The organism is Cytobacillus sp. Hm23 (assembly GCF_051842895.1).
GTDB lineage: Bacteria > Bacillota > Bacilli > Bacillales > SM2101 > Nanhaiella.
On record NZ_JBPXRQ010000008.1, the window covers coordinates 99,462 to 117,055 of the forward strand.

A 17,594-nucleotide genomic window follows, 5' to 3' on the forward strand; every position below is an offset into this window, starting at 1 on the left:
GGTTATTTTACATATTTTCACATTGTTGCATCCTATTCAATTATATACCGCGGTTTTTCAATTGATTGTTATTTATAGTTCTAAGAAATAAACGCATACTTACATCACAGATGACTAGTATCGTAAACTTTATCTTTCTCTCAAATATAGAAGCAGGGGCACCAAAGCTTACGAAAGAACTCTAATTAACAACACTAAGGAGAGAGGGATGCGAATATATGAACCCCAAACTATCTGACGAACAAATACTTCATATTATATCAGCTGGATTAAAAAAAACACATATGCCTAAACATATTATAATTGTCGGAGCAGGATTAGCTGGGCTTGTTGCAGCATCATTATTAAAAAATGCTGGACATAAAGTGACCATTTTAGAGGGAAACGATAGAGTTGGAGGTCGTGTACATACGTTACGATCTCCATTTAGCAGTTCTCAATATTTTAATACTGGTTCCATGCGTATTCCTGAAAACCATCGATTTGTCTTAAGATATATTAACAAGTTTAATTTGCCTACAAACCTATTTATTAATCAAACCTCATTGGACAAAATTTATGTAAATGGGACCCATACTACCTTGAGTACGGTTAGGTGTAACCCATATATTTTAAACTATTTTTTGGATGAAACTGAAAGTGGTAAAACTGCAGTAGAACTATTGCTTTCAGCCCTTCAACCAATTGTTGATTTTATTCAGCAAAATCCACAGAAAAATTGGAAAATAGCAGAGAAGAAATACCGAAAGTATTCATTTGGTTTCCTCCTACAATCTTATTTTTCATATGGTGCAATTGATATGATGGATACTATGCTTGATTTAAAAGCATTTTCTGGCGTATCTTTAATTGAAGTATTACGGAAAATGAGTTTCTTTACCGCAAAAATTCGTTATTATGAGATAACTGGTGGAATGGATTATTTGCCACGAGCATTTCTGACACAATTAAAAAGCGATATTCTATATAATCAAAAAATGATAAAAATCATTAATAAAAAATCTAAAGTAGTTATTGAAACTCTTCATCAGAAAAATTTAAAGCTAAACACTTTTACAGGTCATCTTGCAATCGTGACTGTACCCTTTTCAACCTTACGCTTCGTGAAGGTTGAACCTTATGATTCCTTCTCATACGAAAAAAGAAAAGCCATACGTCAACTGAACTATATGCCTTCAACAAAAATTGCTATTGAGTTTAAAAGTCGATTTTGGGAATATGCAGCTCAATATGGAGGTAGGTCAATTACAGATTTACCGATACGTTTTTCGTATTACCCAAGCTATGGTATTGGAACGAAAGGACATGCAGTTGTTTTAGCCAGTTATACATGGGCGGATGAGGCATTACTATGGGATAGCTTAAGTGAAGAAGAACGTATTCAATATGCTTTATTGGATTTAGCAAAAATTTATGGGCAACAGGTTTTCCTTGAATTCGTCTCTGGATGTTCTTTTAGCTGGAGCCAAAATCCATATTCTTCAGGAGCTTTTACAGCGTTTGATCCAGGCCAAGAATATTCATTAGCTCCCTTCATCTCTACACCCGAAGGAAAAGTCCACTTTGCTGGTGAACATACGACTCAAACTGTCGGTTGGATGCAAGGAGCAATTGAATCTGGAATTCGGGTCGCACACGCAGTGAATGATTTACCTATATAGTTACAACAATATTTCTAGCAACAGCTATATTTTCCTCCTCCATTTTTTCGTTTTGATATATAACATTACAATTCTAAATAAGTTTTCCTTCCACTGACACTGCTCAAAAGAAGAATAGATGACATAAATACGGGTTATTACCGTCTTTGGGTTGGACTGTTTTCACATTTGTTGTTGCTTTTGTTAATGAGAGCTATACACAAATATAACTAATGTTCGTCATGTCTTTTCAGCTCAAAAGACTATAAAACCATATAGTATTTACTCAAATGTAAGTACAAAAAGCAGCTACGTAAAAAGCCTTAAATTAAGCATAATAAATCGATAGATACGATTGAATAAAGCACTGCATTTTATAATTAATAACCAGAATCCTCTGATGTTAGATTGTCAATCATCTTATAATCATACTTTTGTAGCGGTTTTTCAGCTGGTCCTTCAATGACCTCACCAGTATATGAGAATCTCGAGCCATGACATGGGCAATCCCATGAACGCTCCCCATCGTTCCATTCAACTTCACAACCGATATGTGTACAAGTTGTATCTACAATATGTAGCTTACCTGTATCATCTTTATAAGCTCCCTTTCTATGTCCGTTGACTGTTATGACTGCCCCCTCACCTCTAGATAAATCACTAGCATCTTTAGATAAGATTTCAAGTTTACCTTTAATTAAATGACCTGCAACATTCGCATTATCGACTAAGAAGTTTTTCAAGCTAGGATTTAAATGAAATCTAGATGGGCCAAACATATGCTCATCGACTCTTATTTTCTTCAAGAGTATATCTTTAAATAACAAAGCTGCAACTGTTCCATTTGTCATGCCCCATTTTCTATATCCTGTTGCAATCATAATATTTGGCTGACTTAAAGTTACAGCTCCTATGTATGGAATATTGTCTAATGTATATAAATCTTGTGCAGACCAGCGGTAAGCGATGCTTTCTATGTCGAAAACATCATTCCCAAACTTCTCTAAGGCATTGAAATGTGCTAACGTGCTTTTTCCTTCGCCCGTTTTATGCCCTTCACCACCAATAAGAATCATTTCCTCCCCAGCAATAGTTGTCGAACGAAGCGAACGTATTGGTTGATCGGCACTAATATACATGCCTCCAGGGTATGCCTCTTTAGCTTTTACAGCTATGATATACGAGCGTTCAGCATGTAACCTCGTAGAATACAAACCTGCACCTTCGTAAAATGGGAAATGCGAACATGACAAAATATAGTTTCCTGCTATACTAGCCCCTTCTCGAGTAACAACTGATGGTTTTTCCCCTGTCTTAATATTGACAGCTGTAGTGTTTTCAAAAATAAGTCCACCTTTCTCGATTATAACTTGTACTAGATAAGCTAAATATTTCACAGGATGAAATTGTGCTTGGTTCTTCATGACAAGCCCATTTTTAATTGTTATATTAAAAGGTATATTATCAACTAATCCTCCTTCAATGCCAATTTTTTCATATGCTAGCGCCTCTTTCTCAAGTTTGCGTCTATATTCTTCAGTTGTAGCGTATATGTATGAATCTTGTTCACAAAAATCACAATCGATTTTGTTTTCTTCTACTGTTTCTTTAATAAAAGCTAAAGCATCTTTATTCGCTTCATAATATAATTTAGCTTTATTAATCCCGATGTCCATACTATGAATAAACTTATCGTATATTAAACTGTGTTGTGCAGTAATTTTCGCTGTTGTATGCCCAGTGGTTCCACTAAATAATTTATCTGCTTCTACAATAGCTACTTTAAAGCCTTCATTCACTAATAGGTAAGCTGATGTTATTCCTGTTATACCAGCACCAACAATTACTACATCAACATCCGTATGATCATCTAATGTTGGAAAATCCTTCATATTATTAGTATTCGTCCATAATGACTTTGAAGACTTAGGAAGTTTTGTGTTTTCATCCTTGTAAATCAATTTGAATCCTCCTACTGATATTTTTAATATTAGGTTTACCTACCATTTGATGACTATTCTTAAATATACAAGAACTTAAACTATTTTTAACCTAATCAAATTTGTTTCGTAATGAATGTTTTAATTTTTTGAATACATTGACGGTAATTACAATCTGCTGTAAAGTAGACAATCATACTATTCGGGAAGTGGAACAATTTGACTACCTTGACTAAATCAAAAACAATGATGATGTCACCCATCTATTGGGTGTTATTTGCAATTAGCGCTGGACATTTTATTAATGACTCACTACAAGCAGTTGTCTATGCCATGTTTCCTATCTTAGAACAAAATTTACATTTTTCTTATACGCAAATCGGTTGGGTTGCCTTCGTATTAAATATGACATCTTCGATCATGCAGCCAGTATTTGGATCGTTCGCAGATAAACGTTCTGTTCCTTTTTTATTACCTTTTGGTACATTCCTAAGTTTACTTGGATTAGTGGGGCTTGCACTTTTTTCGAATTTTTTCTTTATTTTAATCGCAGCACTATTCATTGGTTTAGGATCTGCTATCTTTCATCCAGAAGGGTCTAGAGTAACTTCGATGGCAGCTGGGGGTAAAAGAGGACTTGCACAATCTATTTATCAAGTGGGAGGAAATACTGGCCAAGCAATGGCCCCTATATACACCGCATTTATACTTATTCCTTTCGGTCAAAAAGGTGGTCTTATCTTTTCTGTCTTAGCAATAATAGGGATTGGTATTCTCTTTCTTGTTTCATCATGGTATAAAAATCAATTAAGCCATATGAATTATCACACATTGAAAAATACTCAAGGTAAACGACAGAAGCATAAATTAAACAGCAAAATTAAAACAGCTATGATTTTATTAGTGTTTTTTGTTTTTGCTCGTTCTTGGTACCATGCCGGTATTTCAAGCTTTTATCAATTCTACCTTATTGAAGACTATGGTTTGTCCATAACTGAGGCACAGTTTTACTTATTCACATTTATGATTGCAGGTGCAATTGGCACTTTATTTGGAGGACCACTAGCTGATCGGTTTGGAAATAAGAATATTATTATGTTTTCAATGCTAGGCATCGTTCCGTTTACTATTGCATTACCGTATGTTCCTATACAATTTGTTATGCCTATGTTCTTAATTGTTGGATTTATTATGATGACAAGCTTTAGTGTTTCTGTCGTCTATGCGCAGGAGCTTATGCCAAAAAACATCGGAATGGCTTCTGGTTTAATTGTCGGACTTGCATTTGGAATGGGAGCGATTGGCTCTGTTTTCTTAGGTACGTTTGCTGATATGTTTAATATTAAGGTTGTCATGATATTTTGTAGTTTCCTACCAATAATCGGGATTATCGCTATGTTGTTACCTAATGACAGTAAGGTTCGTGAGATAAATCAATCTATATAGATAACTAAGGCTTAAACTAATTTTAATCTTAATAATATTGAATAACTGAAGGAGCTGTTTAAGTCAGAAATCAGACTTAAACAGCTCCTTTGAAGTAAACTAAATTTCCTGTGTACCAAAATCTAGTGTTTTTCCTGATTCTGTATATGTTTTTATATTACTCAAAACCATCCACCAGTGTTGTTGTGCATTTTCATATGCTGGATGATTCTCTGTCCATTGATCATTAACTAATGTTAGTTTTGTGCATTTTCCAATTTGTTGCAATGAAAAGGATACTCTTGATTCAAGTTCTGAATGATTTAGGTGATATGATGGACCAGGGTGTTCAATAAAGCTTAACAACTTATTTGGTTCACATGCTAAAATTTCACCATAGACATGTACTGTTTCTTCTCCATCATTACCCGGTCCCACATACTCAAAAGACTCTCCTTTTGTAAATGTTGATCTAAGTTCACTTCCAAAAAACGTACTTCGAGTCCCTTCAGGTGATACAAGTGTGTTCCACACTTTCACTGGTGGTGCATCAATATAAAACTGGTATGATAACTTCATATGTTCCTCCTTATACTCTTTGTATTAGCATTTACGCAATTGTTTAAGTAATGCTAATATGGATTATAATCGTATATACATAACAAGTATTGTAAAAACACGACATAATAAAGAAATGGGAGCGGTTTAATTGAAAGCAAATTCACCTAAACCAAGTATGGGTGTTCTAAAATTTAATGACAGTGTGAAAGATTATACACTTACACGTTATCCACCTTCTTATGAAACTAGCTTCTTTGTTAAACATTATTGGATCGTTAGTTGGGATTTAAAGGAAAATGAACAGTTCTTACAAGATGTTATTCCGAATCCTTGTGTAAATTTAATTGTTGAGCAACATAAAACAGGCATCTTTGCTCCTACAACAAATAAATTCTCTTACCTTGTAAAAGGTAAAGGACGTGTTGTTGGGGTTAAATTCAAACCAGGTGGATTTTATCCTTTTACAACAAGATCAGTGGCTGAGTTAACGAACAAACCTTTGAAAATTCAGGATGTTTTTGATATTGAACAGGAGTTCGTTGAGGAAACTGTTCTTTCATACGAAGAAGAATATGACATGATTAAATTTGTAGAAAACATCGTACGAAAAAAACTACCGCAACAAGATAATAATGTGATACTCGTAAATCAAATTATTGATCACATTATCACAAATGATGAAATTACTAAAGTGGACCATATATGCCATCAATTCAACATTCACAAAAGAAAGCTACAACGCCTTTTCCAACAATATGTTGGCGTTAGTCCTAAATGGGTTATTAAACTATACAGATTACAGAATGCTGCAGAGATGATTGAGAAAACCCCAAATCTAAATTGGCTACAACTATGTAATGATTTAGGATATTACGACCAATCGCATTTCATTAAAGATTTCAAAGCGATCATTGGCAACACACCAGATGAATTTGCCAAATTATCTTAGTAACATATGTTCGTTGTAGATTGGAATGTTATTTCTTCCTTTTACAACTTGTAAATATATCCCCTCTCATTTCACTGTTCTATTATTTTGAATAGTAATAATATTTATATAGAAACAAAACTAATAGTGAAACTTTTTCTTTGGTACTTACGTATAAATGTATAAGAAAGGGGCTAACGCTATGAATAATAAAGGCTGTATTAAATGTGGAGGAACAGAGGTAGGATCAAAAGAGATTGCTACCTCTGGTACTGGACTTTCCAAATTATTTGATGTTCAACACAATACGTTTAAAGTTGTTTACTGTAAAAACTGTGGCTATTCTGAGCTATATAACACAAATTCTTCTACTGGAATGAATATCATTGATTTATTTTTCGGAGGTTAAGTAAGAGTCTATAATGGACTCTTTTTTTACTGATTTTGTGATGGTCATTGTTTTCCTACCAAGGCATAAACAAGAACTTAACGAGTTGTGGATCTGACTCCTAAATTTCTCTTGTATTTACGCTATTGTTATGATATATTTTGTAATCTCGCCACAAAAATAAAATTGGTGAATATTCTCACAAGGAGGTAACTGATCTTGACTAAAAAGACTCAAAGTGCCTTTGATAAAGAGAAGCAGCAACTCAGTACAATAGCTGCAGAGATTGAGCGCCAGCTTCACTTACTCAACTCTATACCTCAATATCATGGCAGTGATATCACAGAACAAGCGTTAGAGTATGCAAGAGAGACTAGCCGACAAAACCTTCAAGCGTCTCTCAATGAACCTTATTTTGGAAGATTAGATTTCCAAGAAGATCTCAACCTAAAACTAGAAAAATATTACATCGGAAAAATAGGTATTTCTGATGAACAAACTGGAGAAGTACTTATTGTTGACTGGAGAGCTCCAGTAGCTAGTATGTTTTATTCGTTTGCTGGTGGTGATGACACCGCTTCTTACATAGCACCGGAAGGGCTAATTGAAGGTATTGTTTATTTAAAGCGTAATATTGCTATAAGAAACAAGGAACTTGGTCGTGTTGTTGATACTTATGTAAAAGGACAATCCAATTTTTCAGGAAGCGATGAATTTTTAGTTTATAAGTTAAGTGAACAAAAAGATAATCGTTTGAGAGATATTGTCTCAACAATTCAAGCTGAACAAAATACCATCATACGATCAGAAATTAATTTACCTCTTATTATTCAAGGAGTAGCTGGTAGTGGGAAAACAACGGTCGCATTACACAGATTGGCTTATTTACTATATCAATATCAACATAATACTAAAGCTGAAAAAATGATAATCTTTGCTCCTAATAATATGTTTCTCGATTACATCTCAAATGTGCTTCCTGAACTTGGTGTAGGACACATACAACAAACTACATTTACTGATTGGGCATTAAATATGTTGAATCAAGATGTACAATTGATAGATGCAACCAAATCTTTTTTAAAATGGTTCACTCTCCACGATTCAAGGCCAGCAATTAATGAAAATACACCAGGTAGATTTAAAGGTTCGGTTCGGTTTTTAAATAAAATTCAACACTGCCTACAATTCTATGAAAAAAACGTCATCCCTAATAAAGACTTTAGTGGCTTAGAGCATTCATTACTTAAAGCTGAAACTATTAAACAATGGTTTTACGAAGAATATATAACATACCCAATAGTGAAAAGAACAGAACGTACGATATCTCGCATAAAACGGTGGATTGAGACTGAGCTTCAACACATTGCTGATAAAAATGTCAGAGCTAAGCTAAAAAGAAAAGCTACTCAAGCATTACGGACATATACAAAGAGTTGGAACATCCAAACACCATTATCATTTTACAAACAAATCTTCAACCAAAAACATGTAAACTATATGCCTGCAAATATTTTTGAGGATATACCTGATGAGGTTTGTAAAACTACCACCAAATTACTAAATAAAAAACTAGTTGAAGTTGAAGACCTTGCTCCGATCGTTTATATTCACAACTATTTCAACGGGATCGAGAAAGAAAAACGTTATCACCATGTTGTTCTAGACGAAGCACAAGATTTCTCTCCTTTTCAAGTAGCTGTATTGCAGGAAATGACTAGAAAGAATGCTTTTACAATCTTAGGTGATTTATCACAAGGTATTCACAGTTATCAAGGGCTAAATGACTGGCAAGAAATTTTTCAGCTGTTCGGTGAAGAGAGCAAGGAAGGCTATTTTGAACTAAACAAAAGTTACCGATCAACACTGGAAATTATTCAGTTCGCTAATAAAATTAAAGCTAACAATTCTCAACCAGTTAATGACGCTGTTCCAGTATTTCGAAGTGGTGATAAAGTCGAATTGATAAATACAACACCATCAAACCGTGTCCAAGAAATCACAAATATCATTCAAAAATATCAAGAAGACAAAGCAAAATCAATTGCCATTGTCGGTAGAACTGAACAGGATTGTGAGCATCTATATAAAAAGCTTAAAATCTATATAAAAGAAATAACACTCATTACAACAAAACAAAATGAATTCAAAGGTGGCATCTCTATTATCCCTATTTATTTAACAAAGGGCTTGGAATTTGATGCAGTCCTTATCACCGACGTGGATCAAATAAATTACGGCTTAAATGATGTTGATGCCAAACTGCTTTATGTGGGCTGTACCCGGGCACTGCACAAGCTCAGCATCCAATATACAAAAACTAAATCACCCTTGTTGGGGGACTGACCCCCACCACTTTAAAGTAAAAAGTTTCATGGGCTACCAAAACCGAATGAAAAAATAAATACTCCGAACCTACCAACCGAGGACGAATTATTTTTTCAATAGTTCATATATACGTTTATCCGACAAATGTCAGATTTAAAATATGTTACCTTAATACATTTATGAAAAAGAGAGTCCTCGGGACTCTCTTTTTTTCAAGCTGCCATAACAGCTACTTATTCAGAAACAAAAGAATTATAAAGTTCATACTCGAGACTATAGCTGTTTTTACATTAGATTGTTGCTTTTCGTAATAAGAGCTAAACACGTTCCACATTTTTTAGCTCTAAAGACTATAAAAATCAAAATACACATTAGTTTTTAAAAATAGCATTAAAAGTTTAAGAAAATAGCCTTTATTTAACGTCGTAAAAGGTTCTTTAAGTGTGTTAAACCTAACAAATGCACGTTTTTCTTTTCTTCCCTATTAACTCTTTTTTCTCCATTTTCTCAATATATTCTTTAGCTAGTGGAACTTTACACGCTGTGTTCCCCATATTCACCTTAACCTTACCAATAACTCCTGCTATCCGCTTTGCCTCCGCATGAAGTGGCTCATAATATGCTCCAACTGAGATAACAAATCCATTCATCACATAACGAACTCGATTTCTTTCATCATGTATCGTGTGTTCCACTTTTGTTAAAAGTTTCTTTATTTCATCTTGGTCAATTAGTTCATCATGTGTAATTGATAAATAGTTTGAAAAAACGCTCCACCCTGCACAAGCAATGCTTTCACTTGTGGAAGCAATCCACTCTCTCGCTAGTTCTATCGAAAATTGAGACTCCGCTGTAACTTGAGCCACTGAATATTCACTTATCATATACCAATTTGCTTGCTTCACCCAGTTCTGTAGTTGTTCCTTAGTCATTTGTTGTGGGCTTACACAAAGCCCTGCCAAATACATAGCATCACTATTCCCCGAATTGTATAGTTTTAATGCTAAATCTTGGTCCTTCTTCACCTTTTTTACTAGGTGTTTTTTTAGGTCACCTATTTTCACTCCATATAGCGGCTCGCTTGCTCCATGTCTTAGCAACGTATTTTTCGTTTGTTCATTTCCAAGTTCCGATAGCTTTGTCATTACTTCATCATATGTAATCAACGTATAACCTCCTTATGAAATTTCAAATAGCTTCATTACAACGTACCTTCACCATTCACTTATATTCATATCCTTAATGTTAACCTAACAAATAAATATCAAAACCAACTATTCCCATATATTTTTTTGATAAATCTCTTTAAATTCCTAGTTGTTGGATATATAATATATGTTGCATAATACAGTATTATCCATTATTGCTCTAATCTAACTTTTAAGGAGTTACTATACTAAATGAATATATCAAATTACCAGACTGAACTATTACAGGAAATAGAGGAATTGAGGATTAAAATGATTACGATGGGCATAAAAAAAGGACTTCATCATGATGATACGATATACATTAGTAAACATTTAGATTTGCTATTAAATAAATATCAAACATTGTCAATTCAAAAATGATGAAAGAAAATCTTCTCAACAATTCTACCCACCTTCGACCTCTTATCATGCCTTCCATTTAGTACTTTAGTATGATTTCTCCTTCAAAGAAAGATGGCCACCTTAGCTGTTATCAATGATAACATGAAGCATGATACCTACGAATCTCTTTGATTAATATTTATTACCTTCCCTTCATCTTGTAACAATTTCTTTTTTTATGTTAATTAACTTGTCTTCAACTGAAGAAATTCTGTTATTCATCCTTATCAAAACTGGTGTATACAATAAAACAGTTACTAGAGCTGTTAGAAATATTTCCATGGCTAACTCCCTTCATCATAAGTCTTCCTTTTAGACTCTTATCGTAAACTTTGTTGCTATAGCTACTAAACTATAATATAAAGATGTCGTTTTTCTCATCAGTTATCGTTTTATAGTAAGATGACTCGAAATCTAGTTGTATACGTGATTATTTATTCTTACAAATAACAATAATCTATGCAAAAATAGCTTTGTTTTATGTATAGCTATTGCTTATATATTCTCTAAGATAAGAACAAAATTCCTTCCTACAAAACATTATTTAATATAAAAAATTAATTTTCCCTCAAATAAATAGCTAGTAGGAATATGTATCAACCGCTTTTATACATTTCAATCCTTAATTGTAATTTGCTTAGTAAATATGATAGCAGAAAGTGTGGCACCAATAGCTTGTATCCAAGTTCCAATTTTAGCTATTTGTAAACCAACTTCATCCATGCTAACTAATAAGTATATGCCACCTATCGCTCCTAGCCCAGCCCCTAAAGATTGCAATATATTCCCTACAACTGCAAAATCTTGCAGAGGAGCTTTAATCATGGTAGATCCAACTGCCGCAAAAGCAGCTCCAAGGGATTGAAATGAACCACCTAAGATACCAAGTTGAGTTCCATCATCATCTTCAATAGTAGTGGCTACAGCACTTGCTGAATTTCCGGATGCCTGTATCCAACTTCCAAAAATAATTAAAGAATCCGCCTCAGTCCCATCACCCTGAATATTCATTGTTCTCCCGATCGGCTTAAATGTGTTCCCAACTGCTTGAAGACTATTTCCAACTCTAATGAACTGATTAGATAATTCATTATCATTTAAAATAGGTTCAGTTCTGCCAATTGCCGCAATTATGTTTCCGATAGACTGAAGCCATGAACCAATCAACTGCAAGTCAGTTCCTGTCCTTATCACCTCCAAATCCCACCAATCCTGCTTTCACTTATTTAATGTATTGTATTCAATTGGAGGGATATAATTTTGTGAAAAAGCCTAAATTATTTACAATTTATAAATATAGTTCTTTATCGCTAATGAAGAACTCCTACTCCTACACTCTTAGTATGTCTTTCTGATTCACCAAACAATCTTATACCCTAATATACATTAACTTCATTAATTACGAATACAAACTAAATTGTTGATTTTAGAAAAGAAAGGATGGGATATCATTCCACTTCGTGCTTTTCATTAATCTTATAAAATCTACATTGTATAGCGAAGAATTAACTAATTATCACTAACAAGAAATTCCTCGAAAAACTAAAGGTCAAAACAATCAACAACATTTGATTTCTAAAGTAAGTAAGCTTATTGCTGAACATAACCTACACTAAAATTACTAAACAAACAAAAAATGAGAAGTTGATTTCTATAACATATGATCAACCTACTTTATTTCCGTGTGTAAAAAATGAAGAACGCATACGTCAAGTCCATTTCATATTATCGGACTATATTTGCACTATATACCTCTAGCTCACATGTCATTTTCTACATAAAATTTTTCAACTTCTAGATCTATCGCTTTAACTACTTCTGGGTTAGCGTACATATAAAAAGTAACACCTTTTGATTCATCTTCGTTTTCGACTTCTGCTTCAACACTTATCCTAGTTTTTTCCCCGTTAAAAATAACATTAAATGTACCAATTTTTTTATCCTCATGTCTTTTTTTCATCATATGTATTTCTTTGTTGATAAAATTAATATCATCTTCTGTAAAACCTTTATCAAAGATTGATGAAGATAATTGCATAAAAAAAGGTTTTATATCTTCAGGGTCACAATTAAAATCAGATAATAATGGCTCTTTGTCATTGGTTAATACTCTCTTTTTAATTAACAGAACAATCATGCTCACTAAAATGATTACCCCAAGACCAAGTATTATAGATTTCATACCTTCAATCCCCCTTTTACAATTGAATACAATACTATGAATTTTATTATTACCATATATTTATAACAAATTCCCTTTTTTAAATTAGTAGTCAATCAACTAATACTACAATCCACTAAACTCACCGATAAATATTTTCAAATGCTAAACCTATAACAAACACAATCATCTATACTTCGTTAATAATCTCCACAAAATAAAAAGACCTAAATAGGCTGCTTAAGGTACCGTCATTTCGTGTAAATAAGGTAATATTTTCTTGTAGTAAATTACTACATCTGTTGGTTACTATAGCTGAAATTAGGGGTCATATTGCTTTTTGATAAGATTGTTTACTCATTTTCGTTCTTACAAATAAGCACGTATATATCTAAAGTACGTGGCATCTCTTCTATACTGTCCATTTTTACGAAAAATAGTAAAAACGTTTACAGAAAGAGCCATTGAGAAACCTATAAATGATTGAAATGCTAAGAAGAACAGAATAAAAGAATAATAGATCGAACTATTATTTTTGGTCAGATAATTTTTCACCTACAAGTATTTCAAATAGTTCTACTGAATTATTCTTTTTTAATTGAACGTATTCATTTGCGACCTCTATTACAAGTTCAATATTTTCTTTATTTGGACTAATCCAAAGTTCGTATAACACCGCTTTAGCTTCTATTTCGGGGTTTTTAAATTGAAAAACAAATCTGTAATCAGCGGGGTGTGCCATATTTACTATTGCTTTTTTCCAATTAATATCCGTTAATATCTCTTTTACCTTCTGAACTTCTTCTTTAGTAGTAATTATTTTGTAGTCATCGTATTTATTTTTATCATTTCGTTTTTCAAGTTGTATAAATTGTTCTTCATTTTCTATTAAGTTGGAACAACCTGCTAGAAAAATTGAAATTACTCCAATAAAAGCAATCAAATATTTTATTATGTTCAAGATAATCTCCCCCTTTATATATTAGACGTTTGTTATTTAGCAAAGTCTCAAAATCTTCTTTTTTATTTAATACCAAATTTATTGAAACTATTCAGCTATAAATTCTCTGTTTATTATTAAATCCGTCACATTAAAATTGCAGAATAAAGAGAATGAGGTTGTCAAAGAAAATAAAATTGTACTTTCTTTAGGAATACTTTTCTTACACAATAACCAGACTCATATAAATAGCTGTTTCTTACTACATATGACTAATTAGAATGTTATACATTTTAGGATGTATTTTCTCGTCAACTATTACTTTGTTTCATCCTTTAGTATTTATTTTAAACAGCCTACTTTTTTTGATTAATAAGAGAACAACCGTAGCGCTAAGAAAAACGTAACGAATATATCGTCTAAAAAGATGAACGACTGATAATTAGGAAGATAGTTTACTTAACTTGCTTGATATCACGAACTAAACACTAAATGGGAAGTGAAAATCTTAGAATTGTGAGATATAGTTGAGGACTAACATATACAATAAAAAAAGGACTAGTGGTAGCCCAGTCCAAATTGTTGTAATAACTATATATCTTAATAAAAAACATATCATAAGATGACAAATGTTAACAATATAGAATTAATGGATAGATAACCATTATTTTCGTAATACTAATTTACTTGAATATTGTGTTACAGATATAATTACCAAACTGAACTTATAAATAGAATTAAGTTCGGGTTATCTCATCTTGCATCATATCTAATGGATACTATACTGATTAGCTTCGCACCAAAAAAGATTAGCTATTATTGTAGGCTTTATCATCATATGACTGCAAATCACTTCCCTATAATAATTACTTCGATTGCTACTCTCAGAAATCAATTTGTGTCTTTAACCTGTTTAGATTCTTATTATAACGAGGTTGTTGTAAAATGAATTTGTATTACTTGAAATAAAAATAAGGACTAAATCGAATCGTATTTGTGAGATTTTTTCACATATCTTATTGTGTGGTTACAAGCCACTCTCACCCTCTACAATATGGTCAAAAGTTCCGTCCCCGAGGTTATTCATTTTTTAAACACTTCTTAGTCAAATCTACAAACGCCTGTACAACTGGTGAAGCATGGTCAAACGAGTTTGCTACTAAACCAATAGAACGATAGTAATTTTCTTTTAATCTTACTGAGGTTATTTCTCCAATACAAACAGCTAAAACCATTTGTGGAACGATACTTATACCTAGGTTCTGTTCAACCATTGCACTTATTGTAGGATTATCTTCAATTTCACAATATATATAAGGAGTTACATCGTTTTCTTTAAATACTCTTTTTATCAGGGCATCACACCCACCCTTTGGCATGATAAACGGATTAGTAGCTATATCATGTATACTAATGTTCTTCTTTTTTGCAAATGTATGATCAGTTGGTACAATAACATAGAGATGGTCATCAACAAGGTTAATAAAGTCTAAATTATCTATTTCTGTTGCTGGTAAAAAACCGATATCCACCTCTCCTTGGAGAATCATTTTTCTAATTTCATCATACCCACCCTCATAAAACTCTACTCGGATTGCTGGATACAGCTTATGAAATTTTTTAATAATAAGCGGTAATAATTGAACTGATACACTACTAAAAGTACCTATACGAATGGTTCCTATTTCAAGGCCATTCATTCTCCCTGCCTCTTGCTTCATTTGTTCAGTTTTTGTTAATATCTGTCTGATGTAATCAATGATTACCTCTCCCTCTTTCGTTAAAGTAATCCCTGACCGATTTCTATATAAAAGGGTTAAGTTAAGTTCTGATTCTAAACCTTTTATGGCGTGGCTAACAGCACCTTGTGTGAGACCTAACTTTTCCCCTGCCTTCGTAAAACTCTTTGTATCAACAATTGTTTGAAACACTTCATATTGAAGTAATGTCATCAACAAACTCCTTTTCATTAATATAATTAATATATATCATTATAAACATTCGTTTGATTAATCCTAATCGTTGTAATAAGATTACAGCAAAGGGGGGCAATAAACAATGCAAATTTTAAATTACTCGTTAATAGACGTATTTTCAAATCAAGCATTTGGAGGAAATCAATTAGCTGTTTTTAAAGAAGATGGTAAGCTATCAACTGAGATGATGCAAAAAATCGCCAGGGAATTAAACCTTTCTGAAACGGTCTTTATGAGGCCTTCAAAAAGTTCAGCAGCAGCTAAAGAATTACGTATTTTCACACCTCAAATCGAATTACCTATCGCAGGTCATCCGACAATTGGGGCTGGTTACGTTTTAGGAATGGATCGAATTACTACTATGAAAAGTGGACTTAATCAATTTGTATTCGAAACGGGTGTAGGCAATATTAATGTAACAGTAAAAAAAGAAAATGATACTATTTCTTTCGTAGAAATGAAACAAAAAACACCCATTTTTGGACCTGTTTTTCATAATATTAAGCGCGTTGCTGAACTATTAGCAATCTCTACAGAAGATATTGATTCAAACCTTCCTATACAATCGATATCAACGGGTGTACCTTTCTTGTTAATTCCTATCCGTACTTTGTCTGCAATGAAAAGAATAAACCTTCAAACAGACGTTTGGAACAAGTTTTTTAGTGAAGATAATAATATTAAGCATATTTATACTTTTACAACTGAGACTATTTATGAAAGTTCAGATGTCCATAGCCGTATGTTTGCCCCAGCAATGGGTATTACAGAAGACCCTGCAACTGGTAATGCAACTGGCCCATTAGGTGCATATCTCATTGAATATTCAGTAATTCCAAAATCTGAACAAACGTATAGAATTAGAAATGAACAAGGGATTGAAATGAAAAGACCGAGCTTTATAGACATATCAATTACTAAAAAAGGAAATGTATATGAAAACGTCTCAATTGGAGGTAGTTCAGTAATGATGGGTTCTGGTCAACTTATCCTTGAAGTGTAAAATACGGTAGCATCATACCTAAAAATATTATACAAAGCTTATAAATACACATAATCATGAAGATTTCAGAAAGTCCGCACAAAATCCTACAAGACTATGGTAACTATTGTACTAAACCAAACTTAGTTAAATGAGGATTTATCTGAAGTATAATGCAAAGAACCCCAATGCTGACTTGGAAAACAACAGCTTATAGTAAGTTGGTTTCAGTATAGTATTCAAAATATTATAAACAGGAGGAGTATTATGATTTCTTCAACTACAAAATTAGAAAATTTTTTATTATCAGTTCCACAGAAAATTAAATCCCTTTCAAACATGGAGTTTAAACCTATACAAACAAAGTGGTCTAAAAAAGAAATATTAGGGCATTTATGTGATTCAGCTAATATAAACCACCAACGGTTTGTGGATATTTTAACTACGACGACAGGGTCAGTTTCTATCAATAACTATAACCAAGATTTATTGGTAAAGGTTCATGATTATCAGCATTCATTCAAAACAGATGACCTCATTATAGTGTGGATTGGCTTAAATACCCAAATTGTCAACCTCCTGAAACATGTTACAAAACAACAGTGGGAATTACCATGCATATTAGAAAATAAACACCGTGTAACTTTAGAATGGTTAGTTAATGACTATATAAACCATTTGAATCATCACTTAGAACAGATATTTTCATAGTTTGCTCATGTTAAATATACTA

The 17,594-nt window shown here is 32.8% G+C and carries 16 protein-coding genes; 8 read left to right on the plus strand and 8 right to left on the minus strand.

From position 1 onward, the window contains the following. Positions 1-218 precede the first annotated feature (218 nt). A complete protein-coding gene (locus ACSVDA_RS06870) occupies positions 219-1,661 on the plus strand; it encodes a flavin monoamine oxidase family protein (RefSeq protein WP_485881902.1) in 1,443 nt (480 codons plus the stop codon). Between the two features lie 359 nt (positions 1,662-2,020). On the opposite strand, the gene ACSVDA_RS06875 is transcribed toward ACSVDA_RS06870, so the two are convergent. Further along, entirely contained in the window at positions 2,021-3,532 is a 1,512-nt protein-coding gene (locus ACSVDA_RS06875; RefSeq protein ID WP_485882025.1) for an FAD-dependent oxidoreductase, read from the minus strand. A 267-nt stretch (positions 3,533-3,799) separates the two neighbouring features. Here ACSVDA_RS06875 and ACSVDA_RS06880 point away from each other — a divergent pair, with 267 nt between their 5' ends. Next, positions 3,800-5,026, plus strand: coding sequence for an MFS transporter (locus tag ACSVDA_RS06880; RefSeq protein ID WP_485881904.1), 1,227 nt, complete (start codon positions 3,800-3,802; stop codon positions 5,024-5,026). A gap of 99 nt (positions 5,027-5,125) precedes the next feature. Here ACSVDA_RS06880 and ACSVDA_RS06885 read toward each other — a convergent pair whose 3' ends face one another. Beyond that, positions 5,126-5,584 carry an SRPBCC family protein gene (locus tag ACSVDA_RS06885; RefSeq protein ID WP_485881905.1) on the minus strand — a complete coding sequence of 153 codons (459 nt, stop codon included), beginning with the start codon at positions 5,582-5,584 and terminating at the stop codon, positions 5,126-5,128. Between the two features lie 130 nt (positions 5,585-5,714). Here ACSVDA_RS06885 and ACSVDA_RS06890 point away from each other — a divergent pair, with 130 nt between their 5' ends. The 3 genes from ACSVDA_RS06890 to ACSVDA_RS06900 all read left to right on the plus strand — a co-directional run bounded on the left by ACSVDA_RS06890 (position 5,715) and on the right by ACSVDA_RS06900 (position 9,228). Continuing rightward, entirely contained in the window at positions 5,715-6,515 is an 801-nt protein-coding gene (locus ACSVDA_RS06890) for a DUF6597 domain-containing transcriptional factor (RefSeq protein ID WP_485881907.1), read from the plus strand. Positions 6,516-6,696: 181 nt separating this feature from the next. Beyond that, a complete protein-coding gene (locus ACSVDA_RS06895) occupies positions 6,697-6,903 on the plus strand; it encodes a zinc ribbon domain-containing protein (protein ID WP_214482319.1) in 207 nt (68 codons plus the stop codon). Between the two features lie 198 nt (positions 6,904-7,101). After that, positions 7,102-9,228: a HelD family protein gene (locus ACSVDA_RS06900; RefSeq protein ID WP_485881909.1), complete on the plus strand. Its 2,127-nt coding sequence runs from the start codon at positions 7,102-7,104 to the stop codon at positions 9,226-9,228. A 434-nt stretch (positions 9,229-9,662) separates the two neighbouring features. Here the strand turns inward: ACSVDA_RS06900 and ACSVDA_RS06905 are convergent, their stop codons facing one another. Next, a complete protein-coding gene (locus ACSVDA_RS06905; protein ID WP_485882027.1) occupies positions 9,663-10,373 on the minus strand; it encodes a DNA alkylation repair protein in 711 nt (236 codons plus the stop codon). Between the two features lie 237 nt (positions 10,374-10,610). Between ACSVDA_RS06905 and ACSVDA_RS06910 the strand changes: the two genes are divergently transcribed. Next, positions 10,611-10,781: an aspartyl-phosphate phosphatase Spo0E family protein gene (locus tag ACSVDA_RS06910; protein ID WP_485881911.1), complete on the plus strand. Its 171-nt coding sequence runs from the start codon at positions 10,611-10,613 to the stop codon at positions 10,779-10,781. Between the two features lie 174 nt (positions 10,782-10,955). On the opposite strand, the gene ACSVDA_RS06915 is transcribed toward ACSVDA_RS06910, so the two are convergent. From ACSVDA_RS06915 to ACSVDA_RS06935, 5 genes are all read right to left on the minus strand, one after another. Further along, entirely contained in the window at positions 10,956-11,084 is a 129-nt protein-coding gene (locus tag ACSVDA_RS06915) for a hypothetical protein (protein WP_485881913.1), read from the minus strand. A 333-nt stretch (positions 11,085-11,417) separates the two neighbouring features. Next, complete coding sequence (locus ACSVDA_RS06920; RefSeq protein WP_485881914.1) at positions 11,418-11,996, minus strand: DUF6944 family repetitive protein; 579 nt, start codon at positions 11,994-11,996, stop codon at positions 11,418-11,420. 565 nt (positions 11,997-12,561) lie between these two features. Continuing rightward, positions 12,562-12,984, minus strand: a complete 423-nt coding sequence (locus ACSVDA_RS06925; RefSeq protein ID WP_485881916.1) for a hypothetical protein — start codon at positions 12,982-12,984, stop codon at positions 12,562-12,564. Positions 12,985-13,492: 508 nt separating this feature from the next. Continuing rightward, positions 13,493-13,924, minus strand: a complete 432-nt coding sequence (locus tag ACSVDA_RS06930) for a YhfM domain-containing protein (protein ID WP_485881918.1) — start codon at positions 13,922-13,924, stop codon at positions 13,493-13,495. 1,058 nt (positions 13,925-14,982) lie between these two features. Further along, on the minus strand, positions 14,983-15,855 hold the full coding sequence (locus ACSVDA_RS06935) for a LysR family transcriptional regulator (protein WP_485881920.1): 873 nt from the start codon (positions 15,853-15,855) through the stop codon (positions 14,983-14,985). Positions 15,856-15,961: 106 nt separating this feature from the next. On the opposite strand from ACSVDA_RS06935, the gene ACSVDA_RS06940 reads away from it, so the two are divergent. Together ACSVDA_RS06940 and ACSVDA_RS06945 are read left to right on the plus strand one after the other, a co-directional pair. Continuing rightward, a complete protein-coding gene (locus tag ACSVDA_RS06940; protein WP_485881921.1) occupies positions 15,962-16,882 on the plus strand; it encodes a PhzF family phenazine biosynthesis protein in 921 nt (306 codons plus the stop codon). Between the two features lie 246 nt (positions 16,883-17,128). Beyond that, on the plus strand, positions 17,129-17,572 hold the full coding sequence (locus tag ACSVDA_RS06945) for a DinB family protein (RefSeq protein ID WP_485881923.1): 444 nt from the start codon (positions 17,129-17,131) through the stop codon (positions 17,570-17,572). Positions 17,573-17,594: the final 22 nt, after the last annotated feature.